20 protein-coding genes and 1 other annotated feature are annotated in these 19,853 nt (G+C 35.6%); of the genes, 9 read left to right on the top strand and 11 right to left on the bottom strand.

What is annotated here, in order from left to right:
• The first annotated feature begins 28 nt into the window (after positions 1–28).
• The 3 genes from HMPREF0072_RS00575 (at position 29) to HMPREF0072_RS00565 (ending at position 2,913) form a co-directional block, all read left to right on the top strand.
• The gene (locus HMPREF0072_RS00575) at positions 29–1,297 is read left to right on the top strand and encodes a hypothetical protein (RefSeq protein WP_004826734.1); all 1,269 of its coding nucleotides are present in this window, start codon (positions 29–31) and stop codon (positions 1,295–1,297) included.
• A gap of 75 nt (positions 1,298–1,372) precedes the next feature.
• Positions 1,373–2,614: a peptidase T gene (gene pepT / locus HMPREF0072_RS00570; protein ID WP_004826733.1), complete on the top strand. Its 1,242-nt coding sequence runs from the start codon at positions 1,373–1,375 to the stop codon at positions 2,612–2,614.
• A 14-nt stretch (positions 2,615–2,628) separates the two neighbouring features.
• A complete protein-coding gene (locus HMPREF0072_RS00565) occupies positions 2,629–2,913 on the top strand; it encodes a GIY-YIG nuclease family protein (protein WP_004826730.1) in 285 nt (94 codons plus the stop codon).
• Between the two features lie 671 nt (positions 2,914–3,584).
• Here HMPREF0072_RS00565 and murJ read toward each other — a convergent pair.
• Genes murJ through HMPREF0072_RS00550 form a run of 4 tightly spaced genes read right to left on the bottom strand, consistent with a single transcriptional unit; the run spans position 3,585 to position 7,527 of the window.
• Positions 3,585–5,084 carry a murein biosynthesis integral membrane protein MurJ gene (murJ, locus tag HMPREF0072_RS00560; protein ID WP_004826729.1) on the bottom strand — a complete coding sequence of 500 codons (1,500 nt, stop codon included), beginning with the start codon at positions 5,082–5,084 and terminating at the stop codon, positions 3,585–3,587.
• The gene (locus HMPREF0072_RS11920; RefSeq protein ID WP_004826726.1) at positions 5,077–5,241 is read right to left on the bottom strand and encodes a hypothetical protein; all 165 of its coding nucleotides are present in this window, start codon (positions 5,239–5,241) and stop codon (positions 5,077–5,079) included. Before HMPREF0072_RS11920 ends, murJ begins: the two co-directional genes overlap by 8 nt.
• A complete protein-coding gene (locus HMPREF0072_RS00555) occupies positions 5,241–5,975 on the bottom strand; it encodes an amino acid ABC transporter ATP-binding protein (RefSeq protein ID WP_004826723.1) in 735 nt (244 codons plus the stop codon). The genes HMPREF0072_RS11920 and HMPREF0072_RS00555 overlap by 1 nt, the downstream gene beginning before the upstream one ends.
• Positions 5,953–7,527: an ABC transporter substrate-binding protein/permease gene (locus tag HMPREF0072_RS00550; protein WP_004826721.1), complete on the bottom strand. Its 1,575-nt coding sequence runs from the start codon at positions 7,525–7,527 to the stop codon at positions 5,953–5,955. Before HMPREF0072_RS00550 ends, HMPREF0072_RS00555 begins: the two co-directional genes overlap by 23 nt.
• A gap of 66 nt (positions 7,528–7,593) precedes the next feature.
• Positions 7,594–7,822 (bottom strand) — a binding site (T-box leader).
• Positions 7,823–7,994: 172 nt separating this feature from the next.
• Here HMPREF0072_RS00550 and HMPREF0072_RS00545 point away from each other — a divergent pair.
• Both HMPREF0072_RS00545 and HMPREF0072_RS00540 read left to right on the top strand, forming a co-directional pair.
• Positions 7,995–8,789, top strand: coding sequence for an Mrp/NBP35 family ATP-binding protein (locus HMPREF0072_RS00545; RefSeq protein ID WP_004826719.1), 795 nt, complete (start codon positions 7,995–7,997; stop codon positions 8,787–8,789).
• Positions 8,786–9,793: a DUF1002 domain-containing protein gene (locus HMPREF0072_RS00540; RefSeq protein ID WP_004826718.1), complete on the top strand. Its 1,008-nt coding sequence runs from the start codon at positions 8,786–8,788 to the stop codon at positions 9,791–9,793. The genes HMPREF0072_RS00545 and HMPREF0072_RS00540 overlap by 4 nt, the downstream gene beginning before the upstream one ends.
• 39 nt (positions 9,794–9,832) lie before the next feature.
• Here HMPREF0072_RS00540 and HMPREF0072_RS11025 read toward each other — a convergent pair whose 3' ends face one another.
• Together HMPREF0072_RS11025 and HMPREF0072_RS00530 are read right to left on the bottom strand one after the other, a co-directional pair.
• Positions 9,833–10,996 carry a C40 family peptidase gene (locus tag HMPREF0072_RS11025; protein ID WP_004826716.1) on the bottom strand — a complete coding sequence of 388 codons (1,164 nt, stop codon included), beginning with the start codon at positions 10,994–10,996 and terminating at the stop codon, positions 9,833–9,835.
• Between the two features lie 54 nt (positions 10,997–11,050).
• Positions 11,051–11,641 (bottom strand): HD domain-containing protein, encoded by a 591-nt coding sequence (locus HMPREF0072_RS00530; RefSeq protein ID WP_004826715.1) that lies wholly within the window; start codon positions 11,639–11,641, stop codon positions 11,051–11,053.
• A 97-nt stretch (positions 11,642–11,738) separates the two neighbouring features.
• Between HMPREF0072_RS00530 and glsA the strand changes: the two genes are divergently transcribed.
• Positions 11,739–12,671: a glutaminase A gene (gene glsA, locus HMPREF0072_RS00525; RefSeq protein ID WP_004826713.1), complete on the top strand. Its 933-nt coding sequence runs from the start codon at positions 11,739–11,741 to the stop codon at positions 12,669–12,671.
• A gap of 133 nt (positions 12,672–12,804) precedes the next feature.
• On the opposite strand, the gene HMPREF0072_RS00520 is transcribed toward glsA, so the two are convergent.
• The 3 genes from HMPREF0072_RS00520 to HMPREF0072_RS00510 are packed head-to-tail and all read right to left on the bottom strand — an operon-like array spanning position 12,805 to position 15,165.
• On the bottom strand, positions 12,805–13,509 hold the full coding sequence (locus HMPREF0072_RS00520; protein WP_004826712.1) for an ABC transporter permease: 705 nt from the start codon (positions 13,507–13,509) through the stop codon (positions 12,805–12,807).
• 8 nt (positions 13,510–13,517) lie between these two features.
• A complete protein-coding gene (locus HMPREF0072_RS00515; RefSeq protein ID WP_004826710.1) occupies positions 13,518–14,270 on the bottom strand; it encodes an ABC-2 transporter permease family protein in 753 nt (250 codons plus the stop codon).
• 1 nt (position 14,271) lies between these two features.
• Complete coding sequence (locus HMPREF0072_RS00510; protein WP_004826708.1) at positions 14,272–15,165, bottom strand: ABC transporter ATP-binding protein; 894 nt, start codon at positions 15,163–15,165, stop codon at positions 14,272–14,274.
• A 128-nt stretch (positions 15,166–15,293) separates the two neighbouring features.
• Here HMPREF0072_RS00510 and HMPREF0072_RS00505 point away from each other — a divergent pair, with 128 nt between their 5' ends.
• Together HMPREF0072_RS00505 and HMPREF0072_RS00500 are read left to right on the top strand one after the other, a co-directional pair.
• Positions 15,294–15,989: a response regulator transcription factor gene (locus HMPREF0072_RS00505; protein ID WP_004826706.1), complete on the top strand. Its 696-nt coding sequence runs from the start codon at positions 15,294–15,296 to the stop codon at positions 15,987–15,989.
• Between the two features lies 1 nt (position 15,990).
• On the top strand, positions 15,991–17,286 hold the full coding sequence (locus HMPREF0072_RS00500; protein ID WP_004826705.1) for a HAMP domain-containing sensor histidine kinase: 1,296 nt from the start codon (positions 15,991–15,993) through the stop codon (positions 17,284–17,286).
• Between the two features lie 125 nt (positions 17,287–17,411).
• On the opposite strand, the gene HMPREF0072_RS00495 is transcribed toward HMPREF0072_RS00500, so the two are convergent.
• Both HMPREF0072_RS00495 and HMPREF0072_RS00490 read right to left on the bottom strand, forming a co-directional pair.
• The gene (locus HMPREF0072_RS00495; RefSeq protein WP_004826703.1) at positions 17,412–18,572 is read right to left on the bottom strand and encodes an MFS transporter; all 1,161 of its coding nucleotides are present in this window, start codon (positions 18,570–18,572) and stop codon (positions 17,412–17,414) included.
• Positions 18,573–18,679: 107 nt separating this feature from the next.
• Complete coding sequence (locus HMPREF0072_RS00490; protein ID WP_004826702.1) at positions 18,680–18,952, bottom strand: GNAT family N-acetyltransferase; 273 nt, start codon at positions 18,950–18,952, stop codon at positions 18,680–18,682.
• 105 nt (positions 18,953–19,057) lie between these two features.
• Between HMPREF0072_RS00490 and HMPREF0072_RS00485 the strand changes: the two genes are divergently transcribed.
• Positions 19,058–19,807, top strand: a complete 750-nt coding sequence (locus HMPREF0072_RS00485; protein WP_037327819.1) for a hypothetical protein — start codon at positions 19,058–19,060, stop codon at positions 19,805–19,807.
• The last annotated feature ends 46 nt before the right edge of the window (positions 19,808–19,853 follow it).

The following is a 19,853-nucleotide window of genomic DNA, read 5'->3' as shown; positions in this document are numbered from 1 at the left end:
CAGCTATAGAATCTTTAAGGAGTGACTAATGAAAAAAATACTTATTTTAACTTTGCTAGCCCTAGGGCTTGTGGCTTGTGAGGGGAAAGATTTAGATGACCCAAGAGTGAAGGATGCTTTAAATCAAGCTAAGTTAGATGTGAACACAGAAGATGATCAAGCTTCAGATGAAGAAGATAAGCAAGATGATCAAAAAGAAAATGAAGACGAAAATGAAAATGAAGATGAAGATATAAATAGGACCTATCCAGAAGATGAGATAAAAAAAGACGTAATCTCTGTCGAATCTTCACCCAAAAAAGATGAGGAAGATTCAAAAGAAGATGAGAAAGAAGACTTAGAAACACCCAAAAAGGAGAAGTCCAAAAAGAAGAAAGATAAGGCAAAGTCTGGTAAGGATGAAAAAGAGAAAAAGAAAGCCTTAACAGCAGATGATTATTTCTTCTCCTATTATTCTTTAGTAACTGTAAGAAATGGCAAAGTTATCAGCGCTTTAGATGATAAAGATGATGATAACAACGGCTATTATATTGACTATGTTCCATTTTCAAACAATATTTTTGTGGTAGGCTCAGCCATAGACAAGAAATTTTCTATAAAGAAAATTAACGGTCAAGACCTTACACTCATGTATGATTTTAAGGAAGGCGAGACCTTCTATCCATTAGCCATGATAGATGATAAAATCTACGGAAGATACCAGTATTACGAAAACTACGATATGAAGAAAAATAGTGATTTTGTATCAGAAAAATCTGGTATTGGGGTTGTTGACCTTAAAACTGGCAAGCTAGAAGTTTTCAAAGCGACCCATACAAAGTCAAACGAAAGTTTGCTTGGTCAGGGTATAAGTGATAAGGAAATTTTATTTACAAAAATGAAAGATGATCAAAAGATTAATCTCTATAAACTAGATTTAGAAAAAGGCTACGACCAGAAAGCAAAACTTGTAGAAGAAAATACTGAGGCAAGCTTCTTTTTATCATCTAAACACTTTGAAAAAGACAAAGCTATTTATGAAATATTCAAATCAAAGGGCAATGAAATCGAAATAAAGGGTGAAAAATATACAATTAATGATGACAAGAGGATGACCCTAATTGGACAAAATCTAATAATCCAAGAGCCAACAAAATTTGACGACACCAAATACCTCTTTAAAATGGATATAATAAACTATCTGACAGGAGATGTCGTAGAAAAAGACCTAGAATCCTATGGATATAGGGTTTACAAGGGCAAACTTTATTATATAGACTACGATAAAAAAGTCCAAAGTTTGGATATTGGTCTATAAAATTACAGATAAAACGAAGAAAATCACAGCCATGCTGTGGTTTTTTATCTAAGAAATTTGATATAGGGGAAGATTATGAATGAGAAGGTAATTAAAGAAAAATTAGTAGAATATTTCCTAAGATATGTGGCAATTCCAAGCCAGTCCAATGATAGAAATTTGCAAGTGCCATCAAGTGATGGACAATTAGCCTTGGGTAAGGCACTCGCAGCTGATCTTAAAAAACTTGATTTAGAAGATATTAGCATAAACCAATACGGTGTTGTCCAGGCAAGACTTCCTAAAAGAGGAGATAAAACAAAAAAACTTGGTTGGGTTGCTCATCTTGATACTGTGGATGTCGGTCTTTCAGATGAAATCCACCCACAAATTATTAAAGCTTATGATGGCAAGGATATAAACTTAAGGAGAGATGTGGTTTTTTCTACCAAGGATAATCCCGAAGTCCTTTCTTATATCGGCGATGACATAATTTTTACAGACGGGTCGTCAGTCCTAGGAGCTGATAACAAGGCGGCTATAGCAAATATCATGACAGCTCTTTGGTTTTTAAAAGAAAATCCAGATATAGACCACGCTGAAATATATATAGCCTTTGTACCAGATGAGGAAATTGGACTTAGGGGTTCAAGAAAGATTGATTTTGACAAGTTTAAGGTAGATTACGCCTACACTATAGATTGTTGCGAGCTTGGAGAACTAATTTATGAAACTTTTAACGCAGCAAGTGGGACTTTAAAAATAAAAGGCGTACCTGCCCACCCAATGTCAGCAAAGGGAAATTTAGTAAATCCAATCATGATAGCTCATGACTTTATAGCCATGCTTGATAGGGCAAAGATGCCAGAAAACACTGAAAATAGGGAAGGCTATGTGTGGGTTACTGATATAAATTCTGATGTTTTGAATCTAAGCCTAGAACTTAATATAAGAAATCACAGCAGGGAAAAATTTGAAGCAAGTAAGGATTATTTATATAAAATTACTGAAATCATTAAAGAGAGGTATAAAAAAGCTGAAATTGAAATTGAGATAAAAGATGTTTACGCCAATATAGCCGACTCAATGGATGAAGGAAATAAAATTGCAGTAGAAAGGCTAAGGGAAATTTTCGATAGACTAGGAATAGAGCCAAAAATTATTCCTATGCGTGGGGGCACTGATGGCTCATTCTTATCTACAGTAGGGATTTTTACCCCAAATTATTTCACAGGAGCCCATAACTTCCACTCAAACAAAGAATTTTTGCCAATATCAAGCCTCTATAAGTCCTTCCTAGTGACCCTAGAGCTGATGAAGGATAGGGATTATATATAGTAAAAGAGGATATTATGTATTACGTATATATCTTGCTTAATAAAAGCAATGACAGAACTTATGTAGGCCATACTGATGATCTAAAAAAGAGAATTTGGGAGCATAAGAACCATGTAAATCCATACAGTCATACAGCAAAATATAATATTACAAAGTTGGTTTACTATGAATGTGGGGAAGACTTCTATGAATCAAGGGCTAGGGAAAAACAGATAAAAAAATATAGTCGATTGAAAAAGTATGCGCTAATAGAAAAAGAAAATCCGTACTTTAGGGAATTGTACTATGATTTGTTTTAGTGCATAGGGCCAGATATAGGTGTTAACGATGTATAGACGGAACCATTCATGTAGAGAACTATGGAGATGTCTCGCGATGCTCGACATGGCAGGTGACACCCACCACGAGTGAGCGAAGCGACGAGAGGTCTCCATAGTCGCCTTTGTTCTGGGGAATTTTGTATTTGCACCGGGATATTGTTTTAGAAATGATTTTGATTAAGGTGTTAACGATGTATAGACGGAACCCTTCATGTAGAGAACTATGGAGATGTCTCGCGATGCTCGACATGGCAGGTGACACCCACCTCGAGTGAGCGAAGCGACAAGAGGTCTCCATAGTCGCCTTTGTCGGGGGGGTTGTGTTTGCACCGGGATATTGTTTTAGAAATAATTTTGATTAAGGTGTTAACGATGTATAGACGGAACCATTCATGTAGAGAACTATGGAGATGTCTCGCGATGCTCGACATGGCAGGTGACACCCACCTCGAGTGAGCGAAGCGACGAGAGGTCTCCATAGTCGCCTTTGTCGGGTGATTTTGTGTTTGCATCGGGATATTTTATAGAAACCAAATTCAAAACCAAATTCAAAACCAAATTCAAAACCAAATTCAAAAATAAATTTAAAACCAAAACGCCTAGTATTTAATCAAGTACTAGGCGTTTGTCATTATTCTAATAATTATTTCTCATCTTTTTATTTTCTTTAAAAACTTTTCTTTCAATTCATCCGCACCGTCTACTTTTAGGGCGAAAATTATCGCTAGGTAAACTATGGCTCCACAAAGGATTGTAACTAGAAGCCAGGAGTTTGATGGCCTTAGCTTATAGGTATAATTTGTCACAAATCCGAGGGCAAGTCCCCCTATAGCAATTTTTCCAATATTTTTAATGATGTAGGCGTGGTTTAATTTGCCAAAATATTTCCTATACATGATTATGGCGAGTCCTACAAGAACAAATTGACTTAGAGTTGTGGCAAGGGCAAGACCTACTAGGCCGTATTTTCCGTTTAGGGCATAGTCCAAAAACACGTTTACACAAAGTTGTATAAAGGAGATGATAGTTGGGATTTTAGTATTTTGTACCGAGAAAAATGATAGGTACAAGAGGTCCGCAACAGCTGGTCCTATGAGGTAGATGGTGTAATAAAAAAGCACATCAGCAGTCCTCACCATGTCATCGTAACCAAAGGCTCCACGCATATAGACGAAGGAAATTATTGGCCTTGATAAAACCATGAGTCCTACAAGAGATGGGATAAACAATATCATAATCTTAACCAAGGTCTTTGAGGTGATATTTTTCACTTCATCAAACTTGCCTTCAGCAGCGAGTTTTCCTATAAGGGGATAGGCTGTGATTTGGAAGGGCACGATAAAGGTTGATGAGACTATTCTTAAAATTTTTAAAGAATAGTTTATAACTGACACACCCCCGTCATTGGCAACAATAGAAGCAAAGGACTGGTCAACTATTGTTGAAATATAAACTGCAGCCATGGAAAAGATGGTAGGGATTGATAATTTGATCAAAGTCCTGATGTCTTCATCGATTTTTGCCTTGGCTCTTTTTCTCTTAAAACCAGTTTCCTTGATTCTTTTTGGGAAAACTGCAAATTGGATGAAGTAGGCTAGGAAAATTCCTCCTGCCATGATGTAAATATTTCCCTTTGAAAACGCAACGGTGATTCCCAAAATTATATTTAAGATAAGTAGGGGAAAGGCTGGAGTTATGAAATCGCCCTTGATTTGTAAATATGATGAAAAGATAGCTGCGTAAATATTTGGATACATTGTTAAAATCACTGCTCTCATGAAAAGTGAAGCGATTTTAAGCTTTTCTCCGTCATAGCCAATGGCAAACATCTTTACTATAAAAAGTGCAAAGAGAAGACCTAAGATCATAATTACAGTGCACAAAAATAGGGAGAAGTTTAATAGCTTATTGGTAAAGGCATCTCCCTCTGCTTCGCCCCTTTCCTTACTTATTTTTGAAAAAGTAGGGATATAAGTCTTTGATAGGGCGTAGGTTATTACAGAGAAAATCAAAGTCGCTGCGGTAGTCGATGTATTAAAGGCATCTGTGATGGCACCTGTCCCATAAAAGTAGGAAAAGACCATTTCTCTGAAAAAAGAAAAGAGCTTGCCTATGAGGTTTAGGACCATGAGAATGAGGGTGTTATTCATAGTAGCCTCCAAGCTTAATAAAAAAGCTAAAAATCTCAACAAAAAGTAGATAAGCAAGGAAAATTCCTAGCTTATCTACTTTTATTTTTTTTATTAAATTTTTTTTATAGGTTGGATTTAGAAAATTTCCTATTTTAAAATTTGTAATATTAGTCATTAGTTGTTTAAGAATCTCTTTAAGAATTCTTGTATCCTTTCATGTTTAGGGTTTTCAAACATATCTTTAGCAGAACTGCTTTCTAAGATTATACCCTTATCCATGAAAAGTACCCTATCAGATACATCTCTTGCAAAATCCATCTCGTGGGTTACAACTACCATGGTCATGCCTGATTTGGCAAGAGAGGTCATAACGTCAAGAACTTCGCCGACTGTTTCTGGGTCAAGAGCACTTGTTGGCTCGTCGAATAAAAGGACATCTGGGTCCATGCAAAGGGCGCGGGCTATGGCAACTCTTTGCTGTTGACCACCTGATATTTGGCTTGGTTTAGCATTTATATATTGGGCCATGCCTACAGATTCCAAGTATTTCATGGCAGTAGCCTTGGCTTCTTCCTTGGATCTGCCAAGGACTTTTTCTTGCCCAACCATACAATTTTCTAGGATGTTTTTGTTGGCAAAGAGGTTAAAGTTTTGGAAAACCATGCCAACCTTGGACCTATATTTTCTCCTATCGAAGGAATGGTCTAGGATGTTGTCGCCTTCATAGATGATTTCTCCACTGGTTGGTTCCTCTAGGAGGTTTAGGCAACGAAGAAGTGTAGATTTACCAGAACCTGATGAGCCAATGATTGTAACTACTTCGCCCTTTTCAACTTCCATATTTATATCTTTTAGGACTAGGTTGTCCCCGAATTTTTTTTCTAAATTATTTACTTTGAGTATTAACATTTATCGCTCCTGTTGATGATTCTAAGATAAAGTCCCTATCATTAAATCTTCTTTCTATTAGTAGTAATAGTCTAGTAATAGTAAAGGTTAGAACTAGGTAAATTACTGCTGTGATTAGGTAGGTTGGGAAATATTGGTAGGTTGATCCTGCAATAGACTTAGACATGAAGAATAATTCTGTAACAGAGATTACGTTAAGAACTGATGTATCCTTGATATTAATAACAAACTCATTTCCAAGAGATGGAAGGATGGTTTTAATAGTTTGTGGAAGGATGATACCAGTCATAGCCTGCCAGTTGGTAAGGCCAATTGCCTTACAAGCTTCAAATTGTCCACTATCGACCGCATTTATACCACCACGGACAACCTCTGAAAGGTAAGCACCAGTGTTTATTGAAACGATTAAAATCGCTGCAAACATGGTTGATAGGTCGATGTCGAAATATTGCTTTAAGCCGTAGAAGATGATTACGGATTGAACCATCATTGGGGTGCCCCTAAATACTTCTACATAAACTGAAAGCAAGATATTTACAAGTTTGTGGAAGTAAAATCCGATTGGATTTGTCTTCTTATTTACATCTATTCTTCTAATAATAGCTACAAGTAGACCGATTATAAAACCTAAAATGGTTGATAAAATGGCTATAAATAAGGTATTAACAACACCCTTTAGGAAGAGGGAGGAGTATTTGTTCCAAATATCTTTTACTTCTGTGATGAAAGATTTTGGCGCTTCATCCTTGGTAGTTATAGCTACCATCTCAGTCATGATTTCATCTTGGACCTTGTCTATGTCAAGATCTTTTAGGTAATTGTTAATCTCTTCTGTCATTGGTGAACCTTTGGCAAGACCAACTGCAATTGTTGTATCAGAATCAGAAGTTTTAAAGTTATGGGCATCGTCAAATTTTATATAAGTGAGGTTTGGATTTGAAGAAATAGCAGATTCTGCACCAGCTTCTTCAGAAACATAACCATCAAGGGTGCCAGCGTTTGTTGCAGCAATCATAGTTGGGAAGGAATCCATAGGTTCTTGTTTATCTACGTCCTCCATCTGGTCAACCACATCTGCGTGGAAGGTACCAAGCTGGCCTGTAATCTTTGCTCCCTTAAAGTCGTTTATTGACTTAGCATTTATATATTTAGAATTTTTTGGTACAACTACGACCATCTTTGCCCTGTAATAAGGAAGGGAAAAGTCGATTTGCTCACGTCTTTCATCTGTTGGGCTCATACCTGCAAGGATGGCATCAATCTTGCCACTGGTTAGGGCAGGTATAAGTCCGTCCCATTCAATTTTATAAATTTCTAGCTTTTTGCCGAGCTTATCAGCGATGTTTTTTGCAAATCTTACATCGTAGCCGTTGGCAAACTCTCCTGGTGAATTAGCTACAGGCACGCCTCCGTTTGAATCATTTGTCTCTGAGAAGTTGTAAGGAGCGTAGTTTACCTCCATACCAACCCTAAGTACGTCTTCACTTGCGTATGTATTACCTATTGGAAATAAGAGAATAATTGCAAGCAGTAAATTAACAAGTCTTTTCATAATATTCCTTTCTTAAAATATATTTGATTGTAGAATTAAAAAAGCCCTTACTATCCATTGCTGGATAATAAGGGCGAAAATCGCGTTACCACCTTAATTCATGTATTTTTCACAAAATACACCTCTGAAAGTACAATCATACTCCTTTGCTATAACGTGCAAAACTCGTTCCCGGATCAAATATCCCCGAGAAGACTCCGAGTCTTTATTCGCCAAAGCTTTCGATATCCCATCGCACCAACAGGGACTCTCTTAAATCTATTTCTTTAGTTACTCGTCTCTTCTTCGTCTTTCGATTATGTTACATCATAAGTAATTTTTTGTCAAGTTGTTTGGGAAAATATTTAAAAATTTGGAAAAATATTAATAATTAAATATCAAGAAGATCCAAGCTTACAAATATTTTAATGGAAATTTAACTCACAACCAATATAATTAAGACATGAAGTTGATAAGAAGGAGAATTTATGACTAACAAAACACCAAATTTCGATAAATTTAAAATAGAAACCCAACCAGGCACTCAAATCGGTAAGATTATCGCAGTTATGAGTGGCAAGGGAGGAGTAGGAAAATCATCTATTGCAAGCCAGCTTGCTGTTGGCCTAAAAAACAAGGGCTACGAAGTAGGAGTATTCGATGCAGACATAACTGGCCCATCAATAGCAGAAGCCTTTGGTATAGATGAGCCTGTGATGGCAACAGCAAATGGCATAATAAACCCAGCTGTAGCTAAAAATGGAATAAAACTTATTTCTACTAATATGATTATCCCAAATAAGACTGACCCAGTTGTATGGAGGGCATCTATAGTCACTGGTGTAATCAAACAATTTTATACTGATGTAGACTGGGGAAAAATTGACTATCTTGTAGTTGATATGCCACCAGGAACTGCAGATGTGCCACTAACAGTTTTCCAATCCCTACCAATTGACGGGGTCGTAGCTGTGGCCACTCCTCAAGGTCTTGTGGAAATGGTTGTAGAAAAATCTCTAAAAATGGCAAAGATGATGGGCAAAAATATCATAGGCATAGTTGAAAATATGTCCTATTATGAATGTCCAGATTGTGGTAGCAAGCATGCAATTTTTGGCGAATCTAATATAGAAGGTGTTGCAGAAAAATACGGAGTAGATACCATAGTAAAACTTCCAATCGACCCAAGTGTGGCAGCAAAAATCGATGAGGGAAAGGCGTGTGATATTAACAATGACCTCCTAAACCCAATTTTAGAAAAAATAGAAGGACTTAAAAAATGAAAAAGAAAATTTTTGGCTTAGTATTAAGCTTTTCAATAATTTTATCAAATGTCGCCTATGCAGTAGGTTTTGACAAAGATAAAGATGATGTCATCTATGGTGTGGCCTTAAATGACCAACAAAGAAAAATTGTAGACAATGCAGTGGAGATTAATTCAGAAGATTTTAATGTTGGAACTGTAAATGGAGCTGACCTTGAAAAATATTTAGGCTATGGAACAAGTGATTCAAATATGATTTCATCTATAGTTGTAAAAAGGCTCGAAAAGGGATCTGGAATCAGAGTTATGATAAAGACACCAGGCAATATCAACCAAATCACCGAAGCCCAATACACAAATGCAGCCATAACTGCAGGTCTAACTGATGCAGAGATTTTTGTAGCAAGTCCAAAACCTGTTACAGGAGAATCTGCCCTAGTCGGAGTTTATAAGTCAGAAGAGCTTCACGGCACAAAGCTTGACCCACAAAGGACAAAAACAGCACAAAAGGAATTGAAAACTGTAATCGAAGTGTCAAAAGAAAATGAATCCAACCCTAATTTTGATAGCAAGAAGCTTGATAGGGCTGTGATTGAAGTTAAAGAAAAACTCGCTGATTATAAGGAAAAAAATGGCCAAACTGCACCAGAAGATAAAATATTAGTGTTTGTTTTAAATGCGCTAGAAAATGTTGACATGAAAGATGTTCTCTCAGATGAAAATTTAAATAGCTTGATAACTTATTTTAAGTCCTACCAAGACCTTTCAGGCATCACCAACCCAGAAGTAAGGGACAATCTTTTTAAACTTGCTAAAGACATCGGTGGCAAGGCAGGGAAATTTTATGAAGATAACAAAGAATCTATAGACAAATTTGCCAAGGATAATAAGGAAAATTTTGAAAAAATAGCCAAAGACGCCAAGGACTCCGGCCTTTTGGATAAGGTTATTAATTTCTTAAAAGATGTAGTAAATTCAATAATCAAAGTATTCAGTAAGGATAGTGATTCTTCAAATAACTAAAAAAATTGCTGGCTCGGTAAGTCGAGTTCAGCAATTTTTTTAATTTACTATTCTTTTAATTGAGATTGGATTTCTGATTGGGCTTATGATTATGCCGACTCTTGGAGATGAGGCATGGACCATATTGCCGTAGCCATCAGCTATACCAACGTGGGTGATATTATCTAGGCTACTACCAAAGAATACCAAGTCTCCTGCTTTTTCTTGGCCAAATGGTACTTCTATACCATATCTTTGCTGGCTTTGGGCAAAGTGTGGAAGGCCAATTCCGATTGTTTGGTAGACTCTCATGGTGAAACCTGAACAGTCGATTCCATTATAGAGGTCTTCGCCACCAAATACATATGGGTTGCCTAAAAATTTCACAGCATAGGAATAAAGGTCAATTCCAGTTTGTGAGCCTGTCATGTGGACTGTAATTTGTGGCAACTTGCTAGTAGCTTCGTAAGTTTCGCCAGGATATAGGTTATAAACCGGACCATTTTCAAAACTAGGTGTCTGCCTATAGGTCATAGATGCATTTAGCAAATGGTAATAATTATAGAGCTTATCAATGACATCTTGGTCCCTGTGGGCAAGGGCTAGGTCCTTAAAATGTATGTAGCCAATTTTCTCTTTTGCATTTGCAACTTCGTCGTCAACTGTGATTGTAGTTGGACTTTTGCCATCCCTGCCAATGGTTTCGACAGGAACAGGATCTAGGGTTAAGGTTTCGACAAAACCTTGACGGGCTTTTTTGACCCTATCAGCTAGGTTTATAAATTTATTGTCAAAACGATCTTGTTCATAGGAAACTTTCACAAAGTCATCTACATTTATAAATTCAAGGATTGTAACCTTAGTTCCTTTTTTTAACTTATAGGAAGTAAGGTTATCAGCTTCGTCAGTCGGATCTTTTTTAATTTCACAATCACTTACAAGGCTGGTGTGGTTTAGCTTGTAAAAATTATTTTTATCGACATAGCCAATCTTTCCCTTATATTCGATTTTATAAAAATTATCATCCTCGCTAACCATATTGTATAGGTCGGTAGTATCAATGTTTGCACTAGGATTGAGTCTTCCATTTTCTTCTGTATAGAAGCTAGCAGAATCAGCTACTTCCTTATTTATCATAACAGAATCTGCTAAAGAAGTTTTTGGAAAGAAGAGTCCTAGGCCCAAAACAAGGCCAGCGAGATATGCCTTTGATCTTTTCAGCATATAATTCTCCTTATACACTTTAATTTTATATTTTTTCTACAAATAAGTCAATAGCTAAAAGTGCTTGTAGAGGTCGTAGGAAAACTCAACTAAGTCTTTAGAGAAAGAATTTCTCAAATACCTTGGGTCCAGGTGGTTAATTCTCACCCTATCAAGGGCATCTGCATCCTTAAAAAGTTCTGCCAAAAATTTAGTCCTGGCAAAATCATCTTCTGGACCTATGAAATTTTTTATAATCTTATCCATGGCCTCATCTTCTGGAGAATGGGCGGCAATTACGGCTTGGATTATTTTTTTATCTTCATCTCTAGCGTATGAATAGCCAATAGATTCAACAGCTGCTCTCGGACCATGGCCAGGATCATAGGAATCATCTCGCCTTCTAGTATCGTGGAGGCTTGCGGCATTTCTTAAAACATCTAGGTCATAAAAATCGAGTTTGTTGTAAAAAGCCAAGAGGTGGACGAAAAAAATCACCCTTTCAATATGGGCTGGGCCGTGGACATGGGATTTAAAAAGAATTTTTTGGTTTAATCTTTTGTAAGAATCGATTAGACTCTCATAATAGGTAGACTTCATGAAATCTTGGTAAAAATCATATTTTCTAATCCATCTTTCATTTTCTAATATATCTATAACTCTCATGGTTTTCTCCTAATTTTAATTCCTACTTATATTGTATCACTTATCCTATTAAAGTACATTAAGGTTAGTAGATAATAAAATTTAGGAGTATGACTTTATGTTTTTTGATAGAAATGAAATTGATAGGAGAATAAGGCAGTCCATTAGGAAGAGTGAGAAGTTTATTGGTCAGGGGGAAGTGGCTTCGTATATACCGGAACTTTTGAATGTAGAGCCTGACACTTTTGCCCTTTCTATCACATCTACAAGTGGGGACACATATAGCTATGGAGACATCGACAAGGAATTTTCCGTTCAATCCATATCAAAAATCCTAGATCTTTTGCTTGCCCTCCATGACAACACCATAGAAGAAGTTTATTCTAAGGTCGGAAGCGAGCCAACCAAATTTGAATTTAATTCCCTTGTTCCAATTACGGATAAACCAGCCAACCCCTTTATAAATGCAGGTGCGATTACAACATCATCTATGATTAGGGGAAGGGATGTGGATGATAAATTCCAAAGAATTTTAGATTTTTATAAGATGATATCAGGCACAGACAAGGCAAGGCTTATGGAAGATATCTATAAGTCAGAGATGGAAACATCTGATAGGAACAAGGCCATAGCCTATTACCTAAAATCTAAGGGAATTTTTGATGAAGACCCAAGCGAGGTTTTAGACCTTTATATAAGGTCATGCTCCATAGGTACAAATGTAGTAGACCTATCACATTTTGGAGCCATCCTAGCCAATAAAGGCTACGGCCTATATGAAACCAAAGACCTAATTCCAGAATCAATTGTATCCATAATTGTAAGCCAAATGTCATCTTGTGGTATGTATGAAAATTCTGGCAAATACCTAATGAACGTAGGCATCCCATCAAAATCAGGAGTCAGTGGGGCGATTTTAGGTATAGTCCCAGGACTTTGTGGCATAGCAGTATATTCCCCAAGACTCGATAAAACTGGCAACTCAGTTAGGGGTAAGGAATTGTTAAAAATTTTATCCTACGAATTGGATCTTAATATTTTTATTAGGTAGTCATGCTAAGAAGTAAAAAACTGCTCCCAAAGTTATTTAAAAAATAACTTGAGGGGCAGTTTTTGTATGGAAATCTTGCAGACCGCTTAAGCCTTAAGTTAGGCTCAATACTTGCTACAAAACTTATCTAGCATTATTTATTTTCGTATTTTAAAAATTTGTTGGATAGGTATAGGGATATTATTAATTCAGCTAGGGCAAAAATAGCCAGCAAGATTAAATCATGTGGACTTATAAACCTAAAGTTGTTAGCTTCAATTGCCAAATAGCTTAGGCCGATTATTTTTAGGGCCCTGTAGGCTGTTGCAAAACCAAATATGGTAAAGATTGTAGATAAGAGAACTATGATCCCAAAAGACCTTATCCTTATGGCAAGGGCGCCGAATATCCCTATTATCGGAAGAGCAAGCAAGATGCTAAGACCTATATAATAAAAATATATAGAAAAATCAGTGGTCGAAAATCCTCCTATATATTTTCCTCCCAGGTAGAAAAGTCCAAGAAAATATATTTGGCAAAGGCAAATTATTATAAAGGCTAAAGCCAATTTTGCTCCTACAAAGTCCATATTTTTCTTTGGGCTTAGCCTAATAAATTTTAGGCCTGCCTTGTGTTCTGTAGCCCAAAGACTTGCTATTATTATTGCAATTAATGGGATGTAGAAAAATGAAAAGTAAAACAAGCTAACCTGGGTCCACAAAGATTGCCATTCTTGGGTCAAGGTCTCCCTATTTCCCATAAAGTTTATAAGGCCAAATGCGTTAGCTAGTAGGGGTATTATCAGACTTACCAACAAGATATTTGTAAATTTTATTTTTTTTAATTCTAACTTTAACATAAGTCCTCCTAGTCCTTGTATAGATTATAAGTTTTCATTGCCTTCAAGTATCCAAGGCAGGCTATTAAAAGGATAAGGGCAATTATTGGTGTATAAAAATTTATTGGATTTAGAACCTGGATAAATTTCCCACCTTCGCTTACATAAGAAATATTTAATAAACTTGCCATCCAAGCAAAGGGATTTACAAAAGCGAGAGTCTCTGATGTTAGCATAGTGATTACTCCAGTTAGCCCTCCAATTATCGCTATAAATGATAGGGTGTAGACTCTTTTTGATTTCATTTCTATTATCATAAATAGGGCCATAAAAAATAAATTTATTATTATGGCAGATATATTTACCAAGGCATATCTTAATATCATGTCAGTGTCCATATTAAAATGAGATGACTTTTTTGCTAGTAGGAGAAAGACAATAGCTTCTATTATTTGCAATAAAACTAGCTTTAGGGATAGGTTTTTAAATTTATTTATGAGTATAGAGTTTACTTTTTCCCCAAGACTTACTTGCAACTGCCACATCTTGTTTTTTTCCTCGATTTCAATCACTTTTTTCACCAAAGATGAGATTAAAATCGGATTTATCAATAAGGAAATAAATAGATATGTGTCTAGGATGTAGGCTAGGGGATAATTTCCCTCTGCAAATGATTTTGAATGGCTGACCCCTGCCACCATTAGCATTTGAGCAAAAAATACTATTAGTGTTAAAAAATTTATCCCCAGTCTCTTATATTTTTTTCTTTCTAAATTTGCCATGCTAAGACCTGCTTTCTTCGATGAAGAGTTTTTCTAGGCTTTCTTTTTCTTCTTCAATCCTGTATATATCAACCTTACCATGTAGGAAATTCACAATTTCTGATATTTCCTTGTTTGAAACTTTGCCCAAAATAATCTTTTTACCATCTATCCTTGTTTGCCCCATATCTAAAAGGGCAAGGGCCTTTTGGTTGTCAGATGTTTGTAGGGAAATAAATGGCGGATGGAGTCTTCTATATTCTTCCAAACTTCCGTTGTAAGTTAATTTCCCTTCCTTGAGGATACCGATGTGGGTGGAAATTTTTTCTATTTCATCAAGGATGTGGGAAGAAATTAAAATGCTAGTAGAAGTGTTTTTCACTATGTTTTTAAATAAATTTCTCATCTCTTCGATTCCCTGAGGATCAAGACCATTTATAGGCTCATCCAAAATCAAAAGTTTTGGATTTCCAATAAGAGCGATGGCAATACCGAGTCTTTGCTTCATGCCCAGCGAATAATCCCTAGCCTTTTTCTTGCCTACATTATAAAGACCAACAAGGTCAAGAGTTTTTGAGATTTCTGCCTTGTTTATTCCCTTAAGGCTACAAATTATTTCTAGGTTTTCATAGCCACTTAGGTGGTCATAAAAGGAAGGATTTTCTATTAGGGCTCCGAGATTTTTGTTAAGGTCTTTTTGGTTTTTTGGACCTACTTCTTGACCAAAAACCCTAATTTCCCCTCCGTCTTTTCTCACAAGACCAAGTATAAGCTTCATAAGTGTTGACTTACCAGCTCCGTTTTTTCCAATAAGACCGTAAATTGAACCTTGAGCAATTTCTAGGTAGTCAATATCTAGGACTTTCTTCTTGTTATATGATTTTTGTAAATTTTTTATTTCTAAGATTTTTTTCATAATTATTCCTCCTACAAAAAGGATACCAGGCTAAGATAAAAATAAGCTTTAAGTCAGGTCACTTTTACATCACAAAAAGTAAAAATCTAAAAGTATGGTGTATAATTAGGGTAACAAGGAGGAGCTTAATGGATTTTAGAAATAATTTTTCTATATTAATAGTAGATGATGAAGCAAGTTTATTGGAAAATTTATATAATTTTTTAAAAGATAAGGGTTTTGAAAAACTTTATACTGCAAAAAACATCAAAGAATCTAGGTTTAAACTCGCAAACTTCAAAATTGACCTAGTGGTCCTTGACCTAATGCTTCCAGATGGGAGTGGTTTTGATTTGCTAAAGGAAATAAGGAAGGAATCCGATATGGCAGTCATAATCCTATCTGCCCTTGATGGGATAGATGATAGGAAGGAAGGCTTTGAAAATAAGGCTGATGACTACCTAGTAAAGCCATTTTTCCCTGATGAACTCCTTTGGAGAATCGATGCAGTTTTAAGACGCAGTAAAAAAATAAAAAATGATGGGAAAATATCCTTAGGCAAGGTAATTTTCGATAAGGCCAAGGGTATCCTTATCAAAAATGGTGAAGAGATTCCCCTAACTGCCACCCAATTTAAAATCCTAGCCTACCTAGCCGATAACATGAATATGATCGTCTCGATTGACCGCATTTTGGAAAATATTTGGGAAGATTCCTATGGATATGAAAATACATTGATAACTCACATCTATAGGATTCGTGAAAAACTCGAAGACAATCCGAGAGAGCCTAAAATCTTGATAACCATAAAGGGTCTGGGCTATAAACTTGTGAAAGAAGACTAGGATGTTTAACTATATAATAAAAAGATTTAAAAAAATTGTAATTAGAATACTGCTCTTGCTATTTTTTCTGATTTTTTTGCTCATGACCTTTTTATATTTAAACTACAAGTTAAGTGTTGAATATCCAAACCCAAATGATGTTTATACTTATATAACTGATAATAAGACGGACGTTTATCTTAACGAAAAAAATAGGGGATTTTTAAAAGAAAAAAATATATGGGCGTTAAGGCTAGATAAGAGTGGGAAAGTCACCGAATCTTTTGGCAAGCCAAGGGAAGTAAAAGATAAATTTAACCTAACAGATGTTGCAAGTTTCACCAGGTATTACTTGGCTGACTACCCTGTATTTACTTATATCCTAGGTGATGGCCTGCTTGTCTTTGCCTACCCGAAAAATTCTCTAGATAAGTTGCCATTTAATTACTATAACTACCACAACCTTATTTTTAATTTGTGGTTAGTTGTCTTATTTATAATTTTATTTTTACTCTTTGTTTATATTTTTTATAGGTTGGATATAAGGGATATCCTTAAAAATATAAGTCCTTTTCAAAAGGCGATTGATGAGCTTTTTGAAGACGATTTTGAAAAACTAGATGAAAATGGAGAATTGAGAGATCTGGCCTTATCTATTAATGAGGCAAATGAAAAATATAAGACCTTAAAACAATCGCAAAGTAAGTGGATAAGGGGAGTAAGCCACGATGTTAGAACTCCTCTTGCAAAGATTTCCTGGGAGCTTAGCAAAGCAGATAGAAAAGACCTTGACATTAGAAATATCCAAAACCAAGTCTTAAAAATTTCTAATATTTTAGAGGGTCTAAACCTGACTATGTCGCTTGCCAATTTGGATAAGGAAAATTTTGTGGAAAAAAGTCCAGTAAAGCTAATTCGAAAACTTATAGTTGATAAGTTAAATGAAAATCCAACCAGGGAACTTATTTTTGAAAATAAATTAGCAAAGCAAAATCAAGAAATAAAAATGGATTCTAACTTATTTTATAGGATGCTAGAAAATATTTTAAAAAACTCACTTATTTATACAGGTGGGAAAATATGGACTACAATAATGGATGCTGACGATAAGCTAATAATTACCATCTTAGATGAGGGTGGGGGAGTTGACGAAAGTATTATAAAAAGAATCAATGAGGAAGATCTAACCAATATAACAAGTCATGGTCTGGGTATTTTTATCGCCAAACAAATAGCAGAATTGCACGGGGGCTCTTTTTTAATAAGAAATAGAAAGACTGGTCTTGAAGTATCTTTTATATTTGATCTAATGAATTAAATATGATTTGGATTTATAATTTAGGTTTGATTAGGAGAAATCTAGAAAAATACGTTGGAAAGATTAGGGTTTTAAATAGTAAAAAATTCCAGAGCTAGGACTCTGGAATTTTTATAAGCTTTTTTCTACCTAAGTCTAAAAGACCTTACACTTAAATATTCGTAGAAGTAAACTGCAAAAAATCCTAGATAGAGGACTGAAAAGCCCATGAAGGCCGTGGTTGGGCCCTTTAGGTTGAAAAACAAGGTCACTAAACTTAAGAAGCTTGATGCCAAAAATCCACCTAGGTTTGATCCTACAAAGATTAGGTTATTTACAATCCTTGATGAGGATGACCTGGTAACTCTCGCAACTTCTGCGAAAATATAAGGAAAACACAAACTTTGGGAGACGGCAGTAAGGGCCATGCCTACCATATAAACATAAACATTTTGCCCAAAAACGCTTAGGATAATATTTTTAAATATATAGATGAGAAGGCCAAGTAAAATGGTTTTTGACCTTAATTTCCTATTTATCTTGCCAAAGAAAAACCCTGTTGTCATCCCAAATATTGGTATAACCATGGTTAGCATATTGATGTTTGCGTTAGGACCTAGGCCTTGTGTGGCTATGGTTGAAAACCTGATTGTGACAGCTGTGGTATCCATCAAAGTCACCCCTGCAAAGACCATAAAAAAGATGGTTTGGAGGGTGATTTTAAATTTTTCCTCAGCTAGGGTTTTGGGATGGACAACATCTTCAACTGTGAGGTTAAAAAATATCAAAATCAAAAAGGCTATGGTATAGGTTAGAAAAACGTAGTGCCAGGATATTTTTAGGATGAGTCCAGCTATAAATAAGAGCAACATTAATCCTATGTACTCACAAGAATTCCTAATTCCGTGGAGACTTGCCGCCTCATCACCTTTGTAAAAAATATTTATAAGGCTGGCTGCGTGACCATTGTAAAGTCCTACCCCAAAGCCTAGTATGAGTCTAGAAATAAAAATACTTAGGTAGGTCCTTGAAAGGAGGGGCAGAAAGGCAGAAGATCCAACTAAAAAAAGCCCCAGGCTCACACATTTTTTAATGCCAATCCTTTGGCTAATCGGTTCACTTAAAAGGATTGCGATGATGGTGGTAATTGATGGAAGGCTTACCAAAAATTCTGCTTGGGCAAGGGAAATGCCGAGTTCATCCTTAATAAAAATAAGACCACCACTTATGATTGCATTTACAGCCAAAATGATGGAAACAGATAAGATTCCTGGTTTTCTGAGCCAATTTTTATTAGAATTTTCCATTCTTCACCTCCCTTGTTAACTACCCTTATAATACCACCTAAAAATCTTTAAAGCTAGAAAGGGGAGAATTTTAACAAGGAAAAAGACCCAAAAATTGGGTCGAGATTTTATCTGGCGTCAACATCCTCATATTTTCTATCTTCGTCAAATTTTTTTGCTACGTACGAACAGGTTGGAAAAATTTTCTTGTTCTCATTCCTAGCCAAATTTACAACTTCATCTAGGAGCTTCTTTGCGATTCCCCTGCCACCATAGGCCCTATCGACTTCTGTGTGGTAGATGTCAATTACCCCGTCATTAATTTTGTATTCGCAGAGACCGATTATTTTATCATCTTCAATCGCTTCAGCTCTGGATTTATCTTTATTTATTTTAATCATTATATCACCTCAGTAAATTAATACCCAATTATAGATTAATATGGTAAAATTTTATAAATTGTGCTAAATTAATATAAATGAAAAAAATTAACAATGGAGAATTTTATGAAAAGAGAATATAGATTTTCGTCTATACTTTGGATAATGATTATAGGTGGGCTTACAAATTACCTTTTGATTAAGCTAATATCTGCTATTGGTGGAGATAATTTCATCGTAGATATATTAGGAGATTTACTTACAGGAATAATTTCCTTTGTATTTGTTTTCTCTTTATCAAGTGGTCTTATTAGAAATAGGATGGGTTCAGTAGGAGACTACCTAAACCAGGTAAATTATTTAAATGGAAAGGTCCTTACAGTAGGATTTTTAATTTCTATAGCGCAAGCTATTGCCCAATACGCTTTTTCAGCAAGTGGGGCAGTCGGTGTATTTTCAGCTGTAGCAAGTCCAAGCAATAAGTCTGTTTTTGCTATTGGTACGATAATCCTTCCTATAGTGTGCGCCATAATATTTTTAGTTCTTGCTATATTTTTTGCCTACTCAAACTTTTATCTAGCCGATCATTATGATAGTGAAGATGGAGTTATGACAATTATAGGAAAGATTTTTAGCCAAGGCAAGAAACTCTTTAAAAAGACCCTAATCTTAGGTTTAAAATGGGTTGGCATACCACTTATAATATTTTTAGGTCTAATAGCGTCCGTATTTTTAATAAAGGATGAATTTCTTGTATGGGGATTGCTTAGTTTCTATATTTTAGTCTTTGCAGTTATAATGGTAATTACAACTATTATCCTAATGGCGAGATTATCCGATGCATATTTAGATGATAGATATGAAATCCAATCATAAATTTGCTGGTCCAAGTGACCAGTATTTTTTTGCCTATTATTAGCGA

Source organism: Anaerococcus lactolyticus ATCC 51172, assembly GCF_000156575.1.
Taxonomy (GTDB): Bacteria; Bacillota; Clostridia; order Tissierellales; family Peptoniphilaceae; genus Anaerococcus; species Anaerococcus lactolyticus.
This window is presented reverse-complemented; position numbering and strand designations above follow the sequence as displayed.